Annotated in this window: 21 protein-coding genes; 12 read left to right on the top strand and 9 right to left on the bottom strand. The window is 42.7% G+C overall.

Translation table 11 applies throughout. From position 1 onward, the window contains the following. Nucleotides 1-34 precede the first annotated feature (34 nt). Nucleotides 35-760, bottom strand: a complete 726-nt coding sequence (locus WAZ74_RS09760) for a pantothenate kinase (protein ID WP_422308108.1) — start codon at nt 758-760, stop codon at nt 35-37. Nucleotides 761-804: 44 nt separating this feature from the next. After that, nucleotides 805-1773, bottom strand: a complete 969-nt coding sequence (locus WAZ74_RS09755) for a biotin--[acetyl-CoA-carboxylase] ligase (protein WP_422308107.1) — start codon at nt 1771-1773, stop codon at nt 805-807. Nucleotides 1774-2004: 231 nt separating this feature from the next. Between WAZ74_RS09755 and WAZ74_RS09750 the strand changes: the two genes are divergently transcribed. From WAZ74_RS09750 to WAZ74_RS09720, 7 genes are all read left to right on the top strand, one after another. After that, the gene (locus tag WAZ74_RS09750; RefSeq protein ID WP_422308217.1) at nt 2005-2808 is read left to right on the top strand and encodes a sulfite exporter TauE/SafE family protein; all 804 of its coding nucleotides are present in this window, start codon (nt 2005-2007) and stop codon (nt 2806-2808) included. A 69-nt stretch (nt 2809-2877) separates the two neighbouring features. Beyond that, nucleotides 2878-3126 (top strand): hypothetical protein, encoded by a 249-nt coding sequence (locus WAZ74_RS09745; RefSeq protein ID WP_422308106.1) that lies wholly within the window; start codon nt 2878-2880, stop codon nt 3124-3126. Further along, nucleotides 3126-3608 (top strand): hypothetical protein, encoded by a 483-nt coding sequence (locus WAZ74_RS09740; protein WP_422308105.1) that lies wholly within the window; start codon nt 3126-3128, stop codon nt 3606-3608. The genes WAZ74_RS09745 and WAZ74_RS09740 overlap by 1 nt, the downstream gene beginning before the upstream one ends. A gap of 76 nt (nt 3609-3684) precedes the next feature. Further along, nucleotides 3685-7686, top strand: coding sequence for an AAA family ATPase (locus WAZ74_RS09735; RefSeq protein ID WP_422308104.1), 4002 nt, complete (start codon nt 3685-3687; stop codon nt 7684-7686). 206 nt (nt 7687-7892) lie between these two features. Beyond that, nucleotides 7893-8915 (top strand): cell division protein ZipA C-terminal FtsZ-binding domain-containing protein, encoded by a 1023-nt coding sequence (locus tag WAZ74_RS09730; protein WP_422308103.1) that lies wholly within the window; start codon nt 7893-7895, stop codon nt 8913-8915. Nucleotides 8916-9084: 169 nt separating this feature from the next. Continuing rightward, nucleotides 9085-11175: an NAD-dependent DNA ligase LigA gene (gene ligA / locus WAZ74_RS09725; protein WP_422308102.1), complete on the top strand. Its 2091-nt coding sequence runs from the start codon at nt 9085-9087 to the stop codon at nt 11173-11175. A 123-nt stretch (nt 11176-11298) separates the two neighbouring features. Further along, nucleotides 11299-12186, top strand: coding sequence for a hypothetical protein (locus tag WAZ74_RS09720; protein WP_422308101.1), 888 nt, complete (start codon nt 11299-11301; stop codon nt 12184-12186). A gap of 97 nt (nt 12187-12283) precedes the next feature. Here WAZ74_RS09720 and WAZ74_RS09715 read toward each other — a convergent pair whose 3' ends face one another. The 6 genes from WAZ74_RS09715 to WAZ74_RS09690 all read right to left on the bottom strand — a co-directional run bounded on the left by WAZ74_RS09715 (nt 12284) and on the right by WAZ74_RS09690 (nt 18631). After that, on the bottom strand, nt 12284-12685 hold the full coding sequence (locus tag WAZ74_RS09715; protein WP_422308100.1) for a glutaredoxin family protein: 402 nt from the start codon (nt 12683-12685) through the stop codon (nt 12284-12286). A 311-nt stretch (nt 12686-12996) separates the two neighbouring features. After that, on the bottom strand, nt 12997-13521 hold the full coding sequence (locus tag WAZ74_RS09710; protein WP_422308099.1) for a hypothetical protein: 525 nt from the start codon (nt 13519-13521) through the stop codon (nt 12997-12999). Between the two features lie 258 nt (nt 13522-13779). Further along, entirely contained in the window at nt 13780-14190 is a 411-nt protein-coding gene (locus WAZ74_RS09705) for a hypothetical protein (protein ID WP_422308098.1), read from the bottom strand. A 345-nt stretch (nt 14191-14535) separates the two neighbouring features. Beyond that, a complete protein-coding gene (locus WAZ74_RS09700; protein ID WP_422308097.1) occupies nt 14536-16983 on the bottom strand; it encodes a YgiQ family radical SAM protein in 2448 nt (815 codons plus the stop codon). A 230-nt stretch (nt 16984-17213) separates the two neighbouring features. Continuing rightward, entirely contained in the window at nt 17214-17972 is a 759-nt protein-coding gene (locus tag WAZ74_RS09695) for a hypothetical protein (protein ID WP_422308096.1), read from the bottom strand. 191 nt (nt 17973-18163) lie between these two features. After that, nucleotides 18164-18631, bottom strand: a complete 468-nt coding sequence (locus WAZ74_RS09690; protein WP_422308095.1) for an Lrp/AsnC family transcriptional regulator — start codon at nt 18629-18631, stop codon at nt 18164-18166. 244 nt (nt 18632-18875) lie between these two features. Between WAZ74_RS09690 and rarD the strand changes: the two genes are divergently transcribed. Beyond that, a complete protein-coding gene (gene rarD, locus WAZ74_RS09685) occupies nt 18876-19904 on the top strand; it encodes an EamA family transporter RarD (RefSeq protein ID WP_422308094.1) in 1029 nt (342 codons plus the stop codon). 247 nt (nt 19905-20151) lie between these two features. Here rarD and smpB read toward each other — a convergent pair whose 3' ends face one another. Beyond that, on the bottom strand, nt 20152-20628 hold the full coding sequence (gene smpB / locus WAZ74_RS09680) for an SsrA-binding protein SmpB (RefSeq protein ID WP_422308093.1): 477 nt from the start codon (nt 20626-20628) through the stop codon (nt 20152-20154). Nucleotides 20629-20894: 266 nt separating this feature from the next. On the opposite strand from smpB, the gene coaD reads away from it, so the two are divergent. The 4 genes from coaD (at nt 20895) to bioD (ending at nt 23936) form a co-directional block, all read left to right on the top strand. Next, on the top strand, nt 20895-21404 hold the full coding sequence (coaD, locus tag WAZ74_RS09675) for a pantetheine-phosphate adenylyltransferase (protein ID WP_422308092.1): 510 nt from the start codon (nt 20895-20897) through the stop codon (nt 21402-21404). Nucleotides 21405-21627: 223 nt separating this feature from the next. Next, nucleotides 21628-21876 (top strand): YfhL family 4Fe-4S dicluster ferredoxin, encoded by a 249-nt coding sequence (locus WAZ74_RS09670; protein ID WP_201562428.1) that lies wholly within the window; start codon nt 21628-21630, stop codon nt 21874-21876. 3 nt (nt 21877-21879) lie between these two features. Beyond that, on the top strand, nt 21880-23205 hold the full coding sequence (gene bioA, locus WAZ74_RS09665; protein ID WP_422308091.1) for an adenosylmethionine--8-amino-7-oxononanoate transaminase: 1326 nt from the start codon (nt 21880-21882) through the stop codon (nt 23203-23205). Between the two features lie 11 nt (nt 23206-23216). Further along, complete coding sequence (gene bioD / locus WAZ74_RS09660; RefSeq protein ID WP_422308090.1) at nt 23217-23936, top strand: dethiobiotin synthase; 720 nt, start codon at nt 23217-23219, stop codon at nt 23934-23936. The last annotated feature ends 193 nt before the right edge of the window (nt 23937-24129 follow it).

The following is a 24129-nucleotide window of genomic DNA, read 5'->3' as shown; positions in this document are numbered from 1 at the left end:
TGCTTACTTTATAAAAGATGAAAATATACGATAGCTATTTATTACTATGATCAAAATATCTTGCCAAGCCATTTAACAATAAATCATCACGAAGTCGTACAGGGCGATTAACATGTTGGGCAATAATAGCGGCATCGCCACCTGTCATAATCACTTCAAAGTTAGGATGGCGATTGCTAATCTCATTGATAGCACCGACGATGGACAATAATATCCCGCGATGTACCGCATCCTGCGTATTAAGACCTTGACCGACACTATCAAAAGTGCCATTAGAAATAGTAATTTGCTTAGTACCAGAAAATAATGACTCACGCTGCAGATAAATACTTGGGAAAATATAACCGCCCAAATGCGTTGCATGATCAATCAAATCAATGGTCACTGCCGTACCGCAGCCAATCACACATTGACGTTTGGTTTTATCTACTGCGCCTAGCATTTGCAGCCAGCGATCACAGCCCAGCTGCTCGTCGTTATAGGCGCTTTTCATCAGCGGATAATTGGCATCGACATGGACAAATTCAAACGGAATATTAAGGCGACTGAGCGTCTCTGAGACTTTTGTATTAAGATCATCGCCGAGCACCGATGAAATACCGATAAAATGAGGGGCATAACGCTCAAAGCGATCGGTCAAACCCATCAGTAATTCAGCAGGCGCTTGCAAATGTTGCTTGGCATCATGCGCAACTATCTGCCCGATATCATCGGTCAGCCAGTATTTAAGGCGGGTATTTCCAAGATCAAGCCAGAGCATAAATATCCCTTTTTTATATAGCTAGCGCACGTTAAGTCAGTGCTTTACGCCTTATTAATAACGTCGATGCGTCCGGTAAAAAGCGCAGAAATATTACCGTTATCTTGGCGCAATTGCAAACATCCATGTGTATCAATACCGCACGCATAGCCAGTGAGCGTTTCTGTCTGACCATTATGCTCTTGGATGATGCGCAAGCGTAGTCCTGCTAGTGCATCCATTGAGTCAAATTGGGTTAAAAAGCTGTCCAAATTGTAGCGTTGACCGGTTGGCTTCTCTAATCCTAAATGCTCAAATCGTGTCATCGCCGCTATTAAAGCCTTACTCATTTGCTGATAAAGCTCACGTAAACTTGGTAAATTACTTGTTTGTCTATCTGGCTCTAGTAGCTGCTCGATATCTTGTAAGCTAATCGCTTGGTAATTCATACCTTCGCAGGTTTGTGCTGTTAGATGCGGCGTTGCCTTTACATTGAGACCAACGCCCATCACTACGCCAACCAATTTGCCTGCTTGTAATACCGGTTCTATTAAAATACCAGCAAGCTTATAAAAGGGCGTCGTTTCTTGTTCTAACTGGGAACTATTTAAATCAATTTGATGTTGAGATGAATAAAAGCCCAAATCATTGGCCCATTTTACCCCGATGGGCGTCAATCCTTGCGCCCGTAATTGCTCGTTTAGTGTTTGGATAACCGGCATTTTTGCTAGCTCTACGCCAATGATTAACGATAATAAACCACTAATCGGCATATGCACTGGATAATATAAGGACAGATAAACATTGCCACGCGGTGATTGCCATGAGCGCCCATGTTGTCCACGCCCAGCGCTTTGGGTTTCCGCAGTTAATAGATGCATCGCTGCGGCATTTAGCGAGCCATTTTGTACCGCTGCAATCAGCTCGCTGTTGGTCGAGGCGCTGGTTGTTAGATGGCGATGATTAAGCTCAGGTAAATAATCAAGCTCGAATGACTCGGTTATAGAGTCAGGTAACTGGGCGAGTGGCGGCATAAGTTTCGTCAATATGATTAATGGAGCAAATGTGCTATGGACAATCTTTGATATACTGAGGCGATTGTCAAAAATAAGAAACAGAAAGCGGCTGTCACGGATGATATATCCAATCTAAGTACTGTTATTATAAATGATTAGGTTATAAATGCTGCCCTTATAAGTACTGACTTTATAAGATGCAGCCATCTACTATTATATAAAAAAGCCCATTAAAAGGTAAGCTTGATGATGTTATACGTATGGTTTGTTATTGCAGGAGCATTTGCGGGCGTCTGTGCAGGCTTGTTCGGCGTTGGTGGTGGCATGATTATTGTACCGGCATTGGTATGGATTTTTACTGCTTATCATTTCCCGCCTGAAGTAGTCACCCATTTAGCGATTGGCACTTCTTTAGCGACCATTGTGGTGACCTCAATCAGCTCAATGACTGCGCACAATAAGCGTGGCGGTGTGCGCTGGGATATCTGGCGTAAAATGGGACTGGGTTTGGTCATCGGAAGTTTAATCGGCGCGGGTGTTGCAGAGTCGATTGATGGTCAAGCATTGAAAGCTATTATCGGTGGCGGTGCATTATTAGTCGCTATAAAAATGCTATTCTTCTCTAATAAAGAACAACTGGGCAAACCGCTGCCCTCTACTGGCGTGCAATTCGGCGCAGGTACTGGCATTGGTTTGGCCTCGTCTATTTTTGGTATCGGTGGTGGTAGTTTAACGGTGCCGTTTTTGAACTGGGCAGGGCTAACGATGAAGCAGTCAGTGGGTACAGCTGCTGCTTGCGGTCTGCCGATTGCTGTTGCAGGTGCGTTAGGATTCGCTTGGTTTGGTCAAAATGTCGAAAATTTACCAGAGGGTACGATAGGCTTCGTACATATTTCTGCATTCTTATGCATTTCAGTGATTAGCTTTGTTATGGCAAAAGTCGGCGCGAAGCTTGCGTATAAACTGCCAGCCTTAATGCTAAAACGCGCTTTTGGGGTTTTATTACTATTTGCTGGTGGGCAGTTATTATTAAGTGGAATTGGGGTGATTTAGACTGGCATACTATAGGTTTAAATCTGAGTAGCAACGCGCTATTAAGTAATTCTTACAAGGATAAAAAGTATGTATAGGAATGACAAAAGATTTGTTATCGCATTAATTCTAACGACTTTTATTGCAATTGCGCTCTATTTCTTCTTAGGCCTTGTCGCCCAAAGCTATGCGAAAAATATATCGGCATCTAGTTTGAGTGAAATATCAAAATCTCCGTTTATAGTCATCGACTTATTAAAAGGTGGCGTTTGGCTGCTTTATGCTGTTGCCATGCTCGTACTCATATCAAGATGGTGGGCTAAGCGAGTAAAGACTTAATGGAAACTTTCTTACAAAGTGAAACCCTCGTTACCGCTATGATTGCTTCAGGTTCGGCACTATTTGGTGTCTTAGTTAGTCAGAGTATTGGATTTTTGAAGCAGAAGTCTGAACATAAATATGAACGGCAAGTATTTTTAAGACAAAAGTATGAAGAGTTATTGTTTAGAATTATTGATTTTACTAATATTTTGAAGACTATTAGTTCGCAACTATCTCAAGAAGAAAGTGGCAATAATATAGATACTGCTGAGTTTGATGAAAAAGGTGCAAAAATTGAAATAATTACTGTTTTATATTTTTCTGAACTAACTACTGATTGTGAAGATTTTTTGACAGTTTCACGTCAGTTTTTTTTGGCTCATGGCTCTAACGATAGTTCTGACGATATATATAATCGAGAAGCACTGAAAGTAAGGTTTAATGAAGCCTTCGATAAATTATATGATCAAATTAAGAATCACATATCAGATTATACTTAACCCTCTAAAACCCTTAAAACTTCCCACAATTTCAGGTAGAATAGCCGCCTGTTTTTGCTGATATTACTGACTTTTCATGCGTTTAAAATCTCTAAAATTGGCAGGCTTTAAATCCTTTGCTAACTCAACCACTTTTACCTTTCCTCGAGGCATTACTGCCATTGTCGGGCCTAACGGCTGTGGCAAATCGAACGTCATTGATGCCATTCGTTGGGTGTTGGGCGAAACTTCTGCCAAGCAATTACGTGGTGGCGCGATGAGTGATGTCATCTTTGCCGGTACGCAAGATAAAGCCGCAAAAAGTGTCGCTAGTGTCGAGCTAACCTTTGAGCATACCCAAGATGAGCAAACGGGTATTCGCCATGAGTTCAACCTCTATCAAGAGCTGTCCGTTCGCCGTCAGGTAAATTTAGAGGGGCGCTCAGATTATTTTATTAATGGTACACGCTGTCGCCGCCGCGATGTGATTGATGTGTTCTTAGGGACGGGACTTGGCGCACGTAGTTATGCGGTCATCGAGCAGGGCATGATTGGGCGCATCGTTGATTCTAATCCATTGCAGCTACGTGAATTTATCGAAGAGGCGGCAGGCGTGTCACGCTATCAAGCACGCCGCGAGGAAACACAAAAAAAGTTAGAGAAGACGCAAGATAATTTAGCACGCCTGTACGATATGCAAAGCGAGTTGGTCAGCCAACAAAAGAGACTGTCCAAACAAGCAGCCAGTGCTGAGCGTTATGAGGAATTGGCATTAACGCTTGCTGATATTAAGCAGCAACTTGCCATTCAGCAGTTATATCAAGCCAAACACAATCAGCAGCAGCAAAAAATAGCCCATGAGCGTAGTGCTGTAGAAGTCGCAACTTTGCAAGCCAGCTACAAGACTCTAAAAGCCACGCAAGATAAGTTGGCTGCTCACATCAATCAAGAGCAATGGATAAAGGACGATGCCCAAAGCGCTCATTATCAGCAGCAATTAAGCCATCAACAAGCGCAGCATCAACTAAGCGATACAAAGTCACAGCTGATTGCCATTAAGCAGCAATTAAATAGCTTAGATCAGCAGCGCACGCAAGCCGTTGATGAGATTGAACAATTAAAAGCCGAGCAAGCCGAGCAGCAAGAGTCATTAGCCGCATTGCGTCCACAGCTTAGCGAATTAGGCAGTAAACGTGAGTCACATAAATGCAACGAGCAACCGTTGCAGCGCGCATGGCATGAGGCGCAAAACCAGCTATCCCGTTTGCAAGACAATGCGCGCACGCTTGAGCAACAACAAGCTATCAATAGCCAAGCACAACAACGTTATCAGCAAAACCATGATAAGTGGCAGCGTCGCCAGCAAAACTGGCAGAATCTCTGGCAGCAATTACAACAGTCACTATCGCCTATTGATAATCCTAATAGAGCTGAAAATACTGATGAACAGATAAATGACGCGCAAGACTTGCAGCAGACGCTAGAGATACAAGTGACTGAGCTAAATAAACAGTTGCAGCAGGTGGAGCGCCAACAAGATAGCGTCGATGAACGACTGTCTGAACTACAACCGCGCGCGCACGATTTGCAGCAGCGCTTAAACACGCAGCAGCGCGAGTTGAGTGAGAATGAAAAACGCCACGCTGTCTTGGCGAGTGAATACGATACCTTACATCAAATGTTGCATCCGAAGCCGATACTAAAATCTCAACAGCCAGCGACTGAAATAGAAGCTGACCGAACAGAAACTGGCTTAGAAAATAAGGTAGCAAATAACGATAACCAATTAGCCATTACAACTTTGCGTGAGCATATTGAGCTGAGTGCAAAAGGACAACAACACGCAGCGCTACTCGATAGTGTGTTGGCGTTATGGTTGGACAGCCATGTGCTAGTCTCTAACCAAATTAACCCATCAAGCATTGATAACGCTATTGACGCCTCTGAGAAAACGCACAGCTTATGGCAGGTGCTTGAGCCTAACTTAACCGATTTATTTGCTTATCAAAACACTCAAAACGCGCAGATTAATACAAAAGATAACTCATTGAGCAAAATAGAAATGGGTCACAGCTTATGGTTATCTTCTAAAAAAAATGACGTGAATGCAGCGCTATTTATTAATGATTTACCAGATAACTTGATTGATAAAATACTGCCCTTATCACAGCTGATTACGCAGCCAACATTGGCGCTTTGGCAGCAGTGTTATTTATATATTACGCAACCTGAAACGACTCAGCAGCATTCTCTCGCAGAACTTACTGCTATCTTAAAAGGTTTACCATCGTCAGGCATTTTGCTAACGACTGATGGTTGGCTTATCAGTCGTCAGGGTACGATTAATCTCAATAAGTTTGCGGGCGCGCAAGATGGACAGAATGGTAGCAATAACAGTAACAGCCAATTTTTAACTCAGCGCTTACAACAGCGCACGCGTTTAGAAAGATTAGAAATACTGCTTGATGAGTTTGAAACCAAGATACAAGCTCAGCAACAAGCCCTTGCTAAAAACCAGCGTGACTACGATGCATTAACGATAAGTTTGGAAGAGACTCGCGCTCAAGCTGAGCAATTAATCTGTGATAAACATAACTATCAGCAGCAACTAACTACCCAACAAGCTAACGCTGAGCGCCTGCAAGCTGACAGTGAACGTCTAAATGCTGATAAAGCCGCCCTTGAGCAAGAGCAGCAAGAATTGACGCAAGAGCTACAAGCACTTAATGAGGAGCAGCAGCATATCCAAAGCGAGATAGCAGCGCTGACGCCACAAATAGCTGATGCCCGTACGATAAGCCAGCAATTACAAGCTGAGCGTAGTGAGCTTGCTCGTAGCCGTCAAGCCGATGACGATGCTTGGCAAGCCTTACAACTGCGTATTCAGCAGAGCGACATGCGGCTAGAACATAGCGTTAGCAGTCTTGCACGGGCAAGTGCGCAATATGAGAAGTCGCTACAAAGTGAGAAAGTTTTACAGACAAATTATGAACAGCAGCAAAACAAGCTGCCAGCACTGCAAGCAGCATTGCAGACGGCACAAACCGCGCGCGATGAGCAGCAGAAGTTATTGACGACGCACGAAACCGCATTGACGGCGCTTAAGCAAGACTACGCTCAGCAGCAGACGGCGTTAGAGACGCTGCAACAGTCATTGCAAACACAACAAAGCGAGCTTGCTCATCATAGTACGGAGCTGGCATTAAGTGCGGCACGATTGGATGATGCCAGCAGCCATACGCAAGATGCCCTAGACGCATACTATCGCATCAGTCATAAATATAAAGCGCAGTCGGACTTACGGCAGCATCCACAGCATCAGCATCAGCATCAGCAACAAGTGATGAGTGTCTCAAATCTATTGGCGGACTTTATCGCGCATGATCGCCGCGTACGCCCAGAAAAAATCGCTGAGCTTGAGTCTGAGCGTAGTAAGCTTGAGCAGCAATTAAGCAAAATAGGTGCGGTCAATCTTGCGGCAGTGGCAGAATTGGCAGAAGTTAATGAGCGCTTAGAGCCACTCGCGCAGCAGACAACAGATATTGCGGCCAGTATGCAGACATTGACTGAAGCAATTGCCTCTATTGATGAAACCACCAAGACGCTGTTTATACAGACGCTTAATGCGGTCAATAATGAGCTTGCCAATTTATTTGCCAAAGTCTTTGGCGGCGGACACGCCAGCTTAACGCTTAACACCGACGATATGCCTGCTAATGCGCCAAAATCAGAACAATGGCGGGCAGGACTGACCTTAATGGCACAACCAAAAGGCAAACGTAATAGTCGCTTGGCAGTATTATCAGGCGGTGAAAAAACCCTCACCGCGCTGAGTTTGATTTTTGCGATATTTAAGCAGCATCCAGCACCGTTTTGTGTGCTTGATGAAGTTGATGCGCCGCTTGATGATGCTAATGTCGCACGCTTTACCAGTCTCATTCATGAATTGGCAGACGATTTACAGTTTATCTTTATTAGTCATAATAAGCTGACGATGCAGATTGCTGATGAGCTAAAGGGCGTCACGATGCCAAGCGCCGGCATTTCTACTTTAGTCAGTGTCTCACTCGATGAGGCGGCACGCTACCTTTCTGATTAACAGCATCGCTGTGTAGCAAAAATAAGTGATAACTGGTAGCCGCTGCTAGTGTTATAGTTAAGGCTGAGGTTGTAACGTCACGCAAGTATGTCGGACTGACGTTAAACGATGACTAGATGGTGACGATATTAATTAGCCATGCTAGACTATTGCCATTTATCCCCTCTTGTGTATTCCCTTTTGTCATATATTAGGATGTATTTCTCATGACCGCTATTCAGTTTATATTGATCGCCATTGCCGCATTTATCGTGCTTGCAGGGCTGTTTATGGTCATTCGTAGCTTTAAGCGCCGCAAAAACGCTGAAGTTGCCGCGGTCAATTATGATAAAAATGGTATTCCCATCATACCGCGTCATGAGCGCAATATCGTCGATCAGCCAGACTTGGATGATACGGTCGCTGGCGAGACGAGCATCGGCCCTGACCGCAGTTATTTAAATGCGGTTGTTGAAGAAGAACCTTTGACTCAATCACATACTCATGTCGATGCACAGCTGGCGGCTGAGCACAATACTATAAACGGTCATACAATGGATGATAATATCATTGATGAAGAAGATTATGCACGCTGGCAGGCGGAGCCGCAGTATGCCGATAACAGCGAATTTGCAGAAACTGCTGAGCACATGCATATCGAGCAAGAGCCTGATGCATTTTCAAGTTTGATGTCTGCCACTGACAGCCTGATGCCATCAATTGATACGGCAGAAGAGCCAAGCTTTAACGATAATAGCCCAATCCTTGACCAGCATCTATCAGAGCCGGTTGATGAAGGGCAAAACGGTCCATTGATTAATGCTAAAGACAACATCAATATCACCATATTGCCGCACCAATATCGCGACCGTCCAGCAGCGGTGATTCGTGGTCGTGATTTATTGGCGTTAATTGATAAATATGGTCTGCGCTACGGGGCGATGAATATGTTCCATCGCTATGAGCAAAAAGACGGTACGGGTATGCTATGGTTCAGTATGATGGGCATCACCGATAGTGGTATCGCGCCTTTTGATCCGCATAGCGTGGCGACCAATAGTTATAATGGTGTAGTGGTATTTTTGTCTTTACCGCATCCGCAAGCACTGCGCAGTTTTGATAGTATGATGAGCGTTGCTTATATGATGGCAAGCGATTTAGACGCTATTATGCTTGATGAAGAAAATGAACCAATTACCCCAGAATACAAGCAGCAGCTGCGTAATCAAGTCCGTGACTATGAAGGTTAAGCAAATCAAAATTTAAAAGTGCTTATCAATCATCTAAAAGGCAAATAGCGCTTGTGACGTTATTTGCCTTTTTTTATTTTTCCATTATCCTGATTTTCTGTAAAATCTTATCCGAGTATCCTGCAAACTTGTTATGATATCGGCATCTTGAATCGTAAAGACGCCGACTATGACTGATCCTACATTACCGACCACATCCAACGCTAGTGACAACAATAGTAACGCTATAAAAACTGCCACAGACGATAAAGCAATTGTCGCCCATATGCGTATGTTTATTGAGTCGCTTAAAACCCATAATTATGCTTACTATGTGCTCGATAATCCCATCTTAGAAGACAGCGAATACGATCAGTTGCGCCGCTCTTTATTGGCGCTGGAAGAACAATATCCAGATTTACTGCAGCCTGACAGTCCCATCAATCAAGTCGGTGATATGCCACTATCTGCTTTTACGCAAGTGACTCATGATATCGCCATGCTCTCGCTTGGCAACGTCTTTGAGTATGATGATCTGCGTGATTTTATGCGCCGTGTTAACGACCGTTTAAGTGTCGCGCAACAAAGTCCTGAATATGAAATGGAGTTAAAACTTGATGGGCTAGCGGTCTCGCTTAAATATGTTTATGGCAAATTTGTGCAAGCGGTCACGCGTGGTGATGGGCAAACAGGCGAGGACATCACTCAAAATGCCAAAACCATTCGTAACTTGCCACTTTGGCTCTCTAATGCTGCTGATATTGAGCTATTAGAAGTACGCGGCGAAGTGCTGATGCCAAAGGCGGGTTTTGAGCGCCTTAATCGCTTAGCGGCAGAGAATGAAGAAAAAATATTTGCCAATCCACGCAATGCCGCTGCTGGAAGCTTACGTCAGCTCGACCCAAGCGTCGCCGCCAGTCGTCCATTAGCCTTCTATTGCTATTCGGTTAATCAAGGTCTACCAGTCACCATTGACACCCAATCAGCAGCCCTTGCTTGGCTAAAAGACATCGGCTTTACCGTCAGTGCTGTCGAGGTCGTGCAAAATCCACGCGAGGCGCAAGCCTACTATGAGTCGGTGGTTGAAGGGCGTAGCGATTTGCCGTTTGAGATTGATGGCATGGTCATCAAGGTAAATAGCTTAGCGTTACAGCAGCAGCTTGGTTTTTTATCACGGGAGCCGCGCTGGGCAACCGCTTATAAATTCCCTGCCGAAACCGTCATGACCCGTTTGCGCTCTATTGAATGGCAAGTTGGGCGCACTGGCGCAATTACTCCAGTTGGTAAGCTTGAGCCAGTGAAAGTCGGCGGCGTAACCGTTAGTAATGTCACCTTGCATAACTTTGGTGAGATTCAAAGATTGGATGTACGGGCAGGCGATATGGTCAGTATCCACCGTGCAGGCGATGTTATTCCTAAAGTCACACGCGTCTGGCATGAGCAACGTCCAGAAGATTCTGAACCGGTACAGCTACCGTCGACCTGCCCAGTGTGCAACTCTCCTGTGGTGTTGCCTAAAGATGAAGCGTTGGCGCGTTGTACCGGTGGACTGTTCTGTCCCGCGCAGCAGCAAGAAGCACTCATTCACTTCGTCTCGCGTCGAGCGATGGATATCGATGGCTTAGGGGCAAGTTGGTTGATTAGCTTTTTTGAGCATGGCTTGATCAAGACAGTCGCTGATATCTATCAATTGTACAATCATCAAGAGGAGCTGATTACGCTTGAGAAACTGGGCGAAAAGTCGGTACAAAACATCCTTAGCGCTATCGAAGTTAGTAAACATACGACACTTTCACGCTTTATCTATGCGCTGGGTATTCGCGGTGTTGGTGAAACAACGGCGCAGAATCTTGCCCAACAATTTGGCGACCTTGATGTGTTAATGGCTGCTGATATTGAAGCATTATTAGTAACACCTGATGTTGGCGCTATCACTGCTGAGCTTGCTTATAAATTCTTCCGCGCACCGCACAATATCGAAGTCATCACGGCATTACGCGAAGCAGGTGTGCATTGGGATAAAGTTGAGCAAGTAGGATCAGAAGGATTGCCGCTCGATGGGCAAACGTGGGTCATCACGGGTGCGCTTGATAGTATGGCGCGCGATGAAGCCAAAGCCAAACTACAAGCGCTCGGTGCCAAAGTCTCAGGCAGTATCTCCGCCAAAACCACTGCGCTACTGGCAGGCGATAAGGCTGGCTCGAAGATGGCGAAGGCTGAGAAACTAGGCGTAAAAGTGGTGGGTGAAGAAGAGTTTTTGGTGTTATTAAAAAGTTCATAAATTAAAAAAGTTGGGTGGGTTCGCGATAGCTTGACCCACCAAAGATTATCAGGCTTATTTTTCTTTTAATTATTCTCTGCACCACTCACGCAACTAAGCTTTAATGAATAATGAGGGTTTTTTATGTTAGGAAACCAGATAGATGCTAATGCATTTTTAAAAAAAGCTTATGAGGAATATTTACAAATTTTCTCGTCTGGAGATTTAGAGTCTGAATTACATTATTTGAGCTATGAGTTTGATTTTATCCATGATAGAGATATAGATATCTTTGGAAGAATGATGATAGAAGATGACCTAAGAGAGATTACTAATATTCTTAATGAATGGTGTCATTTACTTCATCGTTGGTATGCGTGGAATAAAGTGTTAGATTTTTACAAGAAAGATGAGCAAAAAGAATGGGAACTTGAGAGTGAGTTCTTAGAGTTAATTATTAATAAGTGCTTATTCGTACCTAGCAGAATCAAAGATACTTTTATCAGTGTTGGTATTGAAAACTTCCATCAAATACGATTAGCTTTTGATAAAAAGTATAAGGATGAAATTAGAGGCTATGATCCTATTTTGCCTAAATTGGAACCGATATATCTTAATAGAAGGAAAAAAGAAAAAATATTGCGAAAGGTTTTACATTTCTGTGATTATAATGATTTCTTTTATGAATTAATGAGCTTAAATGATAGACACTATCAGAAAAAATTGACTGGAGACTATAGGAATCTAAATAGCCACAATATCGCTCCGAGGATAACAGCTGGTATCGTATCCCCTGTTATTAGAACCATTATAAAAACAACAAAAATGGAAGAGAATGCAGATGGTAGCTACTCAGAAGTAGAAGTCAAAGGTAATACTTCAATAGCCTATAGCTTTGGCGGAAAGCAACCATTGGATAGAAACATATTATTTAACGCGAATCTCGAAGAATTTAAGAAAGCGATAAGTTGCTATAAAGAGTTCAAAAGCTTATTGATGGAAACTATATCCAAAATTCCAAATAGGAAATGATCTTCATAAGATCAAAATCAAACTCTCAAACAACCCTTATCGGTAGGTTTAATCAGCTGAGCTGCAAAGCAGAAAATAAGTTATTGGAAACTCAATTCTATAACGCGCCGTCTTGTAGTGCTGCTAACAGCTCGTCGCTATCAAATCCATCTCGCATCAGGTACTCTTTGCCCTGTCGTTTTACGACGATAAAGGGAACACCATCGGCTTTATAGTATTTGTATTTTTTTTCGCATTGCTGGCTGGTTTCTATGTCACAATCGGTAAAAGCAATATTATTCTCATTCATCCAGCTTTTTGCTTGATTGCAGTAAAGGCAGTCGGACGTGCTATAAATGGTGACTTCTTTGGCCTTAACCCTTGAAGCTAGGATTTGAATATCTTCTGTGGAATAGCTGGTGGTATTAGCGGTGCTATTAGAGCAAGCGGTTAACGCACTAACGGCTATCAACAGTGCAAATCCAGTAATCCTCAGACGTATTCTATTATGATTAAACATGCTGACTCTTTTTAATAAAGGTTATTTAGGATGATTTTGCCTCGACGTTTAGCTTTAAGTTTTTTAGTAAGCTATAAGCTGTGGCAAATACTATGTAAAATCAATTTTATATAACTAAAATTATAAACTATAGTCTATAATTTTACTATTAAATATCATTTTATTAAGAGAGTTATCCTTGCAAATCTAAAATTGCGCCACACTTTTGCACGAATGACCATCCAAGCTATACCAACCCCAAAACCTTTCTCTTAAATAATCTTTATCGAATATGCTAATTACTGATTCAATTGATCTGACTTATCCAGCGTCTACGAACCCCCGTGAGGAACAACATTACCTTTCACACCATCCGGCATAATCACGATAGGCAATACCAACCCTTTACCAAAGTCACCTTCTAACACATAGTCATAGCTGCCAGCAGCGATGTCAGGCGTGGTATGAATGATTAGCTTAATGTCTTTATTATCGGTCAGCTCATGTGAGACATAGCTTTCACTTAGCTGATCCAAGGCTTTTGATAGCGCCTCATTACTTGCCATGCTCACCGTCAGATTATGCTGAGCCGTAGCATTATCTACTTTGAAATACTCTGCGTAGTCGCGGACATTTTGGCTATCAAGCGCAAACGGATATTGATAGTTAGTAAGATCGGCTGGCTTCTCACCGCTATCCATTGCTGACCAATCAATCGTATTTACTGTCGCTGAGTCGGTCGTCGATACTGCCGTATCAGTATTCTTATTAGCAGTATCAGCGCTGTTGTCGCAGCCTGCCAGCGCCCACATACTGGCAGTCGTAATGATAAGCATGGTTATAAGACGCTTTGACATCGAGGTATCCTTTTTTATTCATTATGAGTTGTTTTTATGCATTGGCTATTTTGACAGCTTTCGTACCGCTTCTCTAGTTAAATACATCAGAATGCTGACGGTTTAATATCGTAAAATTAAATAATGCCATCGTTATTTATAAAGCTATTTGAAACAGCAGGCATAAAAAAACAGCCACCTTTCGATGACTGTTTATGCTATTGCTCAGTTTAACAATGATAGATTTATCATTATAAATGAACGATTAAACCGAAATGACTATCTACCTACTTGGCAGTTTACTTGGTATTCTTTACCATTTGCCCATTTCATAGCGAAGATACCTTTGTCGCCTTTCATGTGCCATGCATAGACCACTTCTGGGTTTGATTCATTCACATAGCTTGCGGTATCGCCTTGAACAGCGCCATTTAGGATGATTGGCTGGTTTGCCCAGTTTACTTTAGGCAAGGTAGCATTTAGCATCACTTGTTTTTTGTTGATTGACTGTTTTGCGTTGATAGTGCTGCCATCAGTACAAGTATAAGGTGCAGGTGCCATGCGGTCATAAGCGGCATCAGTCACGCTTTCTGACGCAGGAGTATTTGGCGTAGTAGGAGCGGTAGTCGCACAGGCGCTCAATAGGGCAAGTGCAGGTAGGGCAGTAGCAAGTTTAATTAGGGTATTCATGGTTTTCTCCAAAGGCATAAAAATGATCGTGTATTTCTGATTAACTGTGCGTTAAGCACATAGCGCACATACTAACGAAGAAAGCGCTTATATAATGTTAGAAATTGTTTGTTACGTGTTCATTTAGTTACTTAATAACTGACTAATGTAACGTTCATTTAAAGTGTTTTAAACAACAACTAAATGTGAGCAACTTAAACAGTAAATGAGCCAAAGATATAAAATGGTTCAAATAAAAAGCGCCTATCGATTGAAGAGTCGATGGGCGCTTTTTATTGAACTTAATTAAGACGTTTTGATGGTTTTAAAAATAAATTAACTTGGTAGTATGAGCTACCGCTTTATTTATTTGGTTTTGCGTGGCGGTAGACCAGTATGCTGAGTTTGGAAATTACCTTTACTCACATTCTTTTTGCTACCAGCGCTTTTGCCAGTAGTAGCTTTACCTGACCAGCTATCAGCTGTTTTATTGCTACGCTTCACTGAATCATTACCTAAGCGGCTGTTCTTTTTACGTGCCGATTGATAGCTATCTTGCGCGGCTTCACGCCCTTCTAAGCTGGCATTAAATGGTGGAATTAAGCAGCCACGATTTTTGCCAATCAAATCACCACGTCCCATATCTTGTAGTGCTTTACGCAATAATACCCAGTTTTTTGGATCGTGATAGCGTAAAAAGGCTTTATGCAATTTACGCTGCTTACCAGATTTGACGATATCCATATCACCTTCACTACGACTGATTTTATGCAGTGGGTCTTTATGGGTATGATACATGGTGGTTGCCGTCGCCATCGGGCTTGGATAAAAAGCCTGCACTTGGTCAGCGCGGTAGCCATGACCTTTTAGCCAAAGCGCCAGATTCATCATATCTTCATCTTTGGTACCCGGATGGGCAGCGATAAAGTAAGGAATCAAATACTGCTCTTTGCCTGCTTCTTGGCTGTACTGCTCAAACATGGCTTTAAACTTGTCATAGTTGCCCATGCCCGGTTTCATCATTTTTGATAAAACGTTTTCTTCTGAATGCTCAGGCGCAATTTTTAGATAACCACCGACATGATGGGTCACCAATTCTTTGACGTATTCAGGGTCTTTAATCGCCAAATCATAACGTAGACCTGAGGCGATAAGGATTTTCTTCACGCCCTTAATATCACGTGCTTTACGATACAACTTGGTCAAATTACTATGATCGGTAATCAGGTTTTCACAGACATCAGGATAGACACACGATGGCTTACGGCAATTTTTTTCAATGGTTTCGTCTTTACAGTTGAGACGATACATATTGGCAGTTGGGCCACCAAGGTCTGATATGACCCCAGTAAAGTTCGGTGCCGTATCACGAATGGCTTCAACTTCGCGTAGGATAGATTCTTCTGAGCGGTTCTGGATAATGCGTCCTTCGTGCTCGGTGATAGAACAAAAAGTACAACCGCCGAAACAGCCACGCATAATATTCACTGAGAATTTAATCATGTCATAAGCAGGAATGCGCGCATCGCCATAACTTGGATGCGGCAGACGTGCATAAGGCAAGTCAAATACATAATCCATCTCTTCCGTTGATAGCGGAATCGGTGGTGGATTGAGCCACACATCGATAGAGGTAAATGAGTTACCTGCACCGCTACTATGACGCTGGACGAGCGCACGGGCATTACCCGGATTGGTCTCAAGATGCAAGATACGGCTAGCATGCGCATATAATACTGGGTCAGATTTGACCTGCTCATAGTCAGGCAAGCGAATCACGGTTTGCTCGCGTGCTGGCATTTTTAGTTTATATTTGCGAGCGGTCTGCGGTTTATCAAAGCCGCGCATTTGTACGACTTGCGTTTCTTCATCAACTTGATCAGCATTCAGAATTTTATTGGTCACAGGCTCAGAAACGAAACCCGGATATTGCCCTGCCATTCCCGAAAGCGCTTGCCCAACCGGTGAGTCAGACGGCTTTTCTTGCTCGATTGAACATTGATCAACGTCTTCTGTCATCACATATGGATTGATAATCGGATCAACACGACCGACCGTATCAACGTCATTACTAGCGACTTCGGTCATATCTGCTTGCCAGTGACGACGCGTCGGGGTCAATAAATACGCTGTACCGCGCAACTTGCTCATTTGCTCAAAGGTATAGCCTTTTGAGAGACCGTGTACCACATCGACGATAGCGCGCTCGGCATTACCGTATAATAAAACATCGGCACGGGCATCCATCAAGATACTACGACGGACTTTATCCGACCAGTAATCATAATGAGCGATACGGCGTAAACTGCCCTCGATACCGCCTAAGATAATGGGCACATCAGGATAGGCTTCACGGCAGCGCTGGCTATAAACGATAGCAGCGCGGTCAGGGCGTTTGTCTGCAACATTACCCGGAGAGTAAGCGTCATCACTACGAATCTTACGGTCGGCAGTGTAGCGGTTAATCATGCTATCCATATTACCGGCAGTCACACCATAAGCGTAGACTGGCTTGCCAAGCTCCATAAAGGCGTCTTTACTTTTCCAATCTGGCTGAGCAATGATACCAACGCGAAAGCCTTGTGATTCTAGCAAGCGTCCGATAATCGCCATACCAAAGCTTGGGTGATCGACATAGGCGTCGCCCGAGATAATGATAACGTCACAAGCATCCCAGCCAAGCGCGTCCATCTCAGCACGATTCATCGGTAAATAAGGCGCAGGCTCGTAGCAGCTCGCCCAGTGTTTGTCATAGTCGTAAAGCGGTTTGGTGCCTTGTTTAAAGGCGGTGCGGGCGATGGTATCGGCAGACATGAGCGGACCTGTTAATTAGAAAAATGGCACTGAAAATATAGCCCCTATTAATAAACGACAATAATGGCTAAATTAAAGGCGCTCATTTTAACATGAATTGCACTCATTATGTGATAAACGGTGATAAACGATTGGCGATAAGTTATTGATAGCGTAAGGTAATATACAAGTAAGGAAGCTGCCAAAAATGAGCAGCCTCCTTGTTTTCAGCAGTCTTTAGTAGAGTAAATTTATTGCTCTAATAACTGGAAAGGAAAAGTAATCACGTCAAAAGCCAGAGCAAAGGGTAGTAAGACCAGTTTTTGGGCGCTATTTGGTCCATTACGAGAGACTTGGTTTTGCTGTGTTTGGGTATAAAAGCTGACCATATAAGGTTTGCTTAAGGCGCGATAATTGGATTGAATTAAGCTTAAATTACTTACTTGTGGGTAGATAGCGCCTTTGACAGGAACGCTAAAGCAAAAACGCTGAGCATTGATGCGCTGATCACTGGCTGAGGTGCATTCTTTACCATTATTTTGTAAAAAGAACTGATAGTCAGAACGCTTGAACTCATCCTTTAATTTAGCATAAGAAAGCTTCATTTCTCCTTGAAAGTAACCATCGTTATTGGGTACATAAAACTTCATTTCATTATCGACTTGGATATTTTTTGGGGTCAAATTGGTCAATAAACTCACCATTTCTGTGCCACCTTGAGTCAGCACATAGCTATTCTTTTCACCGACGATGACCATCGTAGCGTTGGGCATTTTTGGTAATGCTTGTGCAGGACGACCAAAGGCGACAATTTGATCCTCGGACAAGACGTTACTGCTAATCTTGGTTGTTACCTGATTATTATTTTCTAATAATGAGCTGGTTGCACAGCCTGAGCTGGCGAGTAATGTCGCAAGCGCTGCGCCTGATACGACTGCTCTTGGATTGATACGTTTTAGCAGTGATTGAATAGGTTTTTCTATATTGATATGCGCGGTACTTTTAATCATAAGAGGGCATCCTTGTCCGTATTTTCGAGGTTGAATTTAGGTCGAATTATCGATATTTACTTATTATTAATATTAGCAGTTATTCATTACTAATATCGACCATTTAAAGTAATACAAGCGTTTTAATATAAATACTTATTTTCTATTTAGATCTGACCATACTTAGCAATCGCTGTATTTTCCAGAAAAATTTAATCAAGCAAAATCTTAGTGCCACTCTTAGTAAAATTCATCACAAACTGACTTTTAAAGCTGCGCACATTGTTCTCGTAGGTCAGCAAATTGCGCGTAAAGTTATGGTAATCATTCATATTTTTGGCATTAACCATTAACATAAAATCCGCATCACCCGATACTTCATAGCAGCTCATCACTCGTGGTTGATCATGCATCAAGCGCTCAAATCGATGCTGCATTGAATTATTAGAACGTAACATCTCTATCATTACCACGGCTGTTAGACCGTAACCAACCTTATTTGGCTCAACGATAGCGACCTGCTTGGTAATTACTCCGTTGTCAATTAATGCTTGAATGCGGCGCTGGGCAGTAGCGATAGAGACATGTACTTGTGCTGCTACGGCTTTTAGTGGCAGTGTCGCATCCGTTTGTAGTAAGTTTAAAATCGCTTTATCGATATTATCTAAAGGTTGGCTCAAAGTATTTCTTCCCAAAAAATTACATCATTAATTTTTTATATATCGTTATTATCACTATAAATTAATTTATAAGAAAATATTTAGATTGTAGTGCTTAAAATGATAATTTTATTCATTATCGATTATAAATAGAATTTATATCTCATAGCTTTATCTTAAAATATACCGTATCAATCAAAGCTGACCAGTAGTCACACCCACTAATCATGGATTTGCTTAACGTCTTCTATTTACGGTGCTGTTTATGTCAACCTCAATCCTATCCACTGTATTCACCAATACGCTAGCAACCACTGTTTCGCGCTTGCCATTGCCTGCGATGTGGACAGCGGGTAGCACACAGCAACGCACCTTAATCATGGGCGTACTGCTAGCGGTATTCTCAAATGTCTTGTTTGGCGTACTTTATGCTTACAGTAGCTTTTTAGCACCGTTATCAGGCACACAAGTGTTTATCTGGCGCATGCTGGCGATGTGGGCGGCATTAATAGGCTATTTACTCATCAGTGGGCGCTTGGGTTTGCACATTGATAAGCTCAAAGCACTAGGTACGTTCAAACAATGGGCGTGGTTACTATTGCCAACACCGATATTTCTCAGTCAGTTTTGGTTGTTTATGTGGGCGCCAGTAAATGGACAAGGCATACAGACAGCAATGGGTTATTTCTTATTTCCATTGATGATGGTGGTCTTTGGTTGCGTCTTATTTGGCGAAAAATTAAGTCGTTTACAATGGTTGGCGGTTGGCTTTGCCGCACTAGGCGTGGGTAGTGAGATTGTGCGTACCCAAAGCGTTTCGTGGGCGACGCTTTGGGTTTGTGGAACCTATCCTATTTATTATATTTTACGTCGTCTGCAAGGTATTGGTGCGATTACTGGCTTGTTGGTCGATTTGTCTATCTTCGCCCCGTTTGCCTTAGCGTACTTATTCTTTATTGCACCGACTAGCTTACACTTGGTCAGCAGCTCTGGTTTCTTTATTGCGATGCTCGTCGGACTTGGCATCATGAGTGTATTAGCGATGAAAACCAACGTCGATGCCAGCCAAATGCTACCCGTCAACGTTTATGGCATGATGAGCTATATAGAACCGGCGTTGTTATTTATTTTAGCAATCACTGTGTTAGGTAATCCGTTTGAGTCAGCAATGATTTATAGCTACGGACTAATTTGGCTTGGTATTGTCTTTCTAATTGCTCATGGGGTTCGCCAATTGCGCCGTGTTCATAAACAATCGCAAACGACAAAAATTGAGCAAGTTATCGTTAAATAAATATAAAAAACATACCAAAAATATAACTTCACTAGGATGAGTTTTTCTCGCTTGCTGTGCAACTTCGTCGCTCCAGAGGCTTCGAAAAGCTCATCCTAGCATCGCTGTTTTGTCTTAATTAGAGTATCTATTATATTTAGAGCTTTATAAATAGAGCTGATTTATTAAATAAAAACGGACGATTCAGTATAATGCTGAATCGTCCGTTCCTTTTAGACTAAAACCAATCGGTTTAAATGAGAGGGTTTTAATCTAAATGCTGTTTAAAGCCACGCTGTTTGTCACGTTCCCAATCACGGTCTTTAAGCGTTTTTCGTTTGTCGTGCTGTTTCTTACCTAATGCTAAACCAATTTGGCATTTCACCAGTGAGTTTTTCCAATAGCAAGATAACGGTACACAGGAATAGCCCTTTTGGTTGACCGCACCAAATAGCTTTTCGATTTCGCGGCGATTGAGTAGCAGCTTACGGGTACGAATACCATCAGGGTCGATATGGGTTGAGCTACTTAATAGCGGTTGAATATGCGAGCCGAATAAGAAAGCTTCACCATTACGGAAGATGACATAAGCTTCAGTAATGGTCATTTTACCAGCGCGAATGGCTTTTACTTCCCAACCTTGTAGCACTACTCCGGCCTCAAAGGTTTCTTCAATAAAGTACTCATGACGAGCCTTTTTATTGGCACAAATTTGATTTTCTGGTTTTTTTGATTTTTTTGACATAATGTCTCCATAAGGACTTCTTAAAAATACGCTGTCCCTATTTTTCTAGTCTTACTAATTCCTCATCCTCGCCCTTGACTCTGGGTTATCTTTTTTTGAATGATAAGATGGATGAGTCGAACCGACTATTGTAGCAAAGCAGTCGGTGAAAAGGTAAATCCGCTGTTAGGACAAATGTAGCAGATAAGTATTAAGTTTGGGCAAAATTTGCTAGCATATACCACATTATTGCCACCCACATTATCACCAACCATATTGGTCCTGCTATGAGTCTTCCTACTTCTTCAAAATTGCATACCAAAATATTATACCCTGGCACTTTTGATCCCATCACCAATGGTCATGTGGACTTAGTCACGCGTGCGACCAAATTGTTTGATGAGGTAGTGATAGCCGTCGCTTCAGGGCACCATAAAAAGCCATTATTTGATTTTGAAGAGCGCGTCGCTTTGGTCGAGACGGTGTTTGTTGATTTACCCCAAGTATCTGTCGTTGGTTTTGAGGGCTTGCTGGTCGATTTTATGCGTGAAAAAAACGCTACTGCCGTGTTGCGTGGTCTGCGTGCGATGTCAGATTTTGAGTATGAATTTCAGCTGGCGAATATGAATCGCGAGCTAGATGAAAACTTTGAAGCGGTGTTTTTAACACCATCGCAGAATTACTCCTTTATCTCATCGACGATGATTCGTGAAATCGCTAAATTGGGTGGTGATGTGACCAAGTTTGTGCCGCCCTGTGTGTCTGAAGCTTTTATTCAAAAGCTCGGTAGCAAGTAGGTTGCGTACCTGTTAGATTGCTTATCTTTTAATAAATATAGTTAATTCTGAATCAAAGAATTACAAATATTATAACGCGCTACTGGGGTAAATTTTTCTTGCTTGCTGTGCCTACGCAGGCCTATGCCGACAAAGGCTACAAAAAAATTATCCCAGCAGCACTGTATCTTTTCAAAAATGCCTCAAGTATATAAACGTCTTATAGAAAAACAAGGAGCCGTTCATGGCGTTATTAATTACGGATGAATGCATCAACTGTGATGTATGTGAGCCTGCCTGCCCAAACGACGCTATCTCAGAAGGCGATGATATTTATGTGATTGACCCTGATTTATGCACCGAATGCGTGGGGCACTTTGATGAGCCGCAATGCGTGGTCATTTGCCCTGTTGATTGTATCCCTCATGATCCTAATCATGTCGAAACTGAAAGTGATTTAATGTCAAAATATAAGCGTATCACTGGTAAATAAAACATGACAACATCACTCTCATCTACGAAACCAACAAACGACTTTGATCAGCAACATCTCTGGCATCCTTATGCCAGCTTGCCGCCCAGTTATCCAAATATTGTTATTGACCACGCTGATTGTATTTATATTGTCACTGAAGACGGCACGCGCCTGATTGATGGCATGTCATCGTGGTGGGCAAGCGTTCATGGCTATAATCATCCAAAGTTAAATGCGGCGATGATTGAGCAGTTGGGCAAAATGGCGCACGTCATGTTCGGCGGTTTGACCCATCAACCAGCAATAGATTTAGGTAAAAAACTGCTCTCCATTGTCCCTGCTGGACTCGATGCTATCTTCTATTCTGATAGCGGCAGCATCGCGGTAGAAGTGGCACTTAAAATGGCGTTGCAATATCAAATCGCTGCGAAGCGTCCGACTAAGCAACAGTTTGCCTCGACCCACTCAGGTTATTACGGCGATACCTGGCATGCAATGAGTGTTTGTGATCCAGTTGGTGGTATGCACAGTTTGTATGGTAAGCAATTACCAATGCAACACTTCGTACCAGCGCCACCAATGGGATTTGGGCGTGATATTACCCAAAATGAATGTGATAAATTAACGACATTTTTTGTCAATAACAGCGATAAGCTTGCCGGCTTTATTATCGAGCCAATTATTCAAGGCGCAGGCGGTATGCGCTTTTATAGCCCTCAGTATTTACGACTATTACGCCAATTATGTGATGAACATAATGTGATATTAATAGCGGATGAAATTGCGACTGGCTTTGGGCGTAGTGGTAAGTTATTTGCGTGTGAGCATGCCAATATTAGCCCTGATATTATGACCGTAGGCAAGGCGCTTACTGGCGGCTATATGACTTTTGCCGCCACTTTATGTACGCGTAAGATTGCCGATACCATTAGCCAAAGTGAGTATCCGGCACTGATGCACGGTCCGACCTTTATGGGCAATCCGCTAGCCTGTGCGGTCGCTTGTGCTTCGATTGATTTGATATTGTCTTATGATATTGAGTCACGCACGGCAAATATGCAATTTGTCATGAAACAAGAACTTGCTCCAGTATTAAAGCTAGAAGGTGTTAAGGAATTACGTTGTTTAGGGGCAGTCGCAGTTATCGAATTAAACGACTCGGTTAATATGCCAGTTTTTCAATCTTTACTAATTGAAAACGGTATTTGGGTCAGACCGTTTGGTAAGTTGGTTTATATTATGCCGCCTTATGTGATTACCGATGACGAGCTTATAACCTTGTGCCAAGCGTTATTAAAAGTGGTCAGTAGTTATTTAACCCAAGTTTCTTTGATAGCAAAAAGGTAGTAAGGATAGCTATGAGCGTGCTATTTATCTCAGGCATCGATACCGATATTGGCAAAACCTATGCGACAGGTATGATTGCCAAAGCACTCATGCAGCAAGGCGTCAATGTCATGACCCAAAAGCTGGTACAAACTGGGGTGGCAATAAATCCAAATAACGGCGAGATGGGTATTGCCGATGATATTATTACTCATCGTCAGTTAATGGGTATTCCGCTACAACTGTGTGATATTGATAGTATGACTTGTCCGTATCGTTATGAAAAACCGGCATCACCGCATTTATCTGCAAAAATTGCTAACGATATTCTTAAGCCTGATGTCATCACGAGCGCCACAAAGAGTCTGCAAACCGAGTATGACGTGGTGCTACTAGAAGGGGCTGGCGGATTATTGGTGCCAATCACTGAGGATTTATTAACCTTAGATTATATTGCAGGACAAGGTTATCCGGTCATTCTAGTCACCTCCGGTCGTTTAGGCAGTATCAATCATACTTTGCTGAGTTTAGAGGCGATAACATCGCGTGGTCTAAAAGTTCATAGTGTTATTTATAACCATATTCATGACAATGCTGCTCAGACGGATAAACAGATAGCTACTAGCACGATTGATTTTTTGCAAAATTATTTAGCTGAGCATTATCCAAATACGCATTGGTTATATTTACCTGTGCAAGGGAATGATAGTTGTAACAATGCAGATTTTTTACTCCCTCAAAAATTTATATAAATCACCGTTAAAAATAAGTTAAAAAATTTTCCGAAAGTAATATTAATTTTGCTATACTAGCGCGCTTGGTAGACTAGGCAATCGCCGCTGCACACTGGCAACAGATGAGCAGGGGAGGAAAGTCCGGGCTACATAGGGCAGCGTGCCAGCTAACGGCTGGGCAGGGTAACTTGACGACCAGTGCAGCAGAGAG

This window comes from Psychrobacter sp. (genome assembly GCF_049295055.1).
Lineage (GTDB): Bacteria > Pseudomonadota > Gammaproteobacteria > Pseudomonadales > Moraxellaceae > Psychrobacter.
Note: the sequence above shows the minus strand (reverse complement) of the source record. Positions and strands in the feature narration are given on the sequence as shown.

What these genes read in the sequence shown, in the direction of transcription:
- WAZ74_RS09740 (WP_422308105.1), top strand. Translation starts at nt 3,126, where the DNA reads ATGGAAACTTTCTTACAAAGTGAAACCCTCGTTACCGCTATGATTGCT.
- smpB (WP_422308093.1), bottom strand. Translation starts at nt 20,628, where the DNA reads ATGTCAAAAAAATCAAAAAAACCAGAAAATCAAATTTGTGCCAATAAA.
- WAZ74_RS09750 (WP_422308217.1), top strand. Translation starts at nt 2,005, where the DNA reads ATGTTATACGTATGGTTTGTTATTGCAGGAGCATTTGCGGGCGTCTGT.
- rarD (WP_422308094.1), top strand. Translation starts at nt 18,876, where the DNA reads ATGTCAACCTCAATCCTATCCACTGTATTCACCAATACGCTAGCAACC.
- WAZ74_RS09755 (WP_422308107.1), bottom strand. Translation starts at nt 1,773, where the DNA reads ATGCCGCCACTCGCCCAGTTACCTGACTCTATAACCGAGTCATTCGAG.
- WAZ74_RS09735 (WP_422308104.1), top strand. Translation starts at nt 3,685, where the DNA reads ATGCGTTTAAAATCTCTAAAATTGGCAGGCTTTAAATCCTTTGCTAAC.
- WAZ74_RS09730 (WP_422308103.1), top strand. Translation starts at nt 7,893, where the DNA reads ATGACCGCTATTCAGTTTATATTGATCGCCATTGCCGCATTTATCGTG.
- WAZ74_RS09670 (WP_201562428.1), top strand. Translation starts at nt 21,628, where the DNA reads ATGGCGTTATTAATTACGGATGAATGCATCAACTGTGATGTATGTGAG.
- WAZ74_RS09760 (WP_422308108.1), bottom strand. Translation starts at nt 760, where the DNA reads ATGCTCTGGCTTGATCTTGGAAATACCCGCCTTAAATACTGGCTGACC.
- WAZ74_RS09700 (WP_422308097.1), bottom strand. Translation starts at nt 16,983, where the DNA reads ATGTCTGCCGATACCATCGCCCGCACCGCCTTTAAACAAGGCACCAAA.
- WAZ74_RS09745 (WP_422308106.1), top strand. Translation starts at nt 2,878, where the DNA reads ATGTATAGGAATGACAAAAGATTTGTTATCGCATTAATTCTAACGACT.
- bioD (WP_422308090.1), top strand. Translation starts at nt 23,217, where the DNA reads ATGAGCGTGCTATTTATCTCAGGCATCGATACCGATATTGGCAAAACC.
- WAZ74_RS09710 (WP_422308099.1), bottom strand. Translation starts at nt 13,521, where the DNA reads ATGTCAAAGCGTCTTATAACCATGCTTATCATTACGACTGCCAGTATG.
- WAZ74_RS09715 (WP_422308100.1), bottom strand. Translation starts at nt 12,685, where the DNA reads ATGTTTAATCATAATAGAATACGTCTGAGGATTACTGGATTTGCACTG.
- coaD (WP_422308092.1), top strand. Translation starts at nt 20,895, where the DNA reads ATGAGTCTTCCTACTTCTTCAAAATTGCATACCAAAATATTATACCCT.
- WAZ74_RS09695 (WP_422308096.1), bottom strand. Translation starts at nt 17,972, where the DNA reads ATGATTAAAAGTACCGCGCATATCAATATAGAAAAACCTATTCAATCA.
- WAZ74_RS09705 (WP_422308098.1), bottom strand. Translation starts at nt 14,190, where the DNA reads ATGAATACCCTAATTAAACTTGCTACTGCCCTACCTGCACTTGCCCTA.
- bioA (WP_422308091.1), top strand. Translation starts at nt 21,880, where the DNA reads ATGACAACATCACTCTCATCTACGAAACCAACAAACGACTTTGATCAG.
- WAZ74_RS09720 (WP_422308101.1), top strand. Translation starts at nt 11,299, where the DNA reads ATGTTAGGAAACCAGATAGATGCTAATGCATTTTTAAAAAAAGCTTAT.
- ligA (WP_422308102.1), top strand. Translation starts at nt 9,085, where the DNA reads ATGACTGATCCTACATTACCGACCACATCCAACGCTAGTGACAACAAT.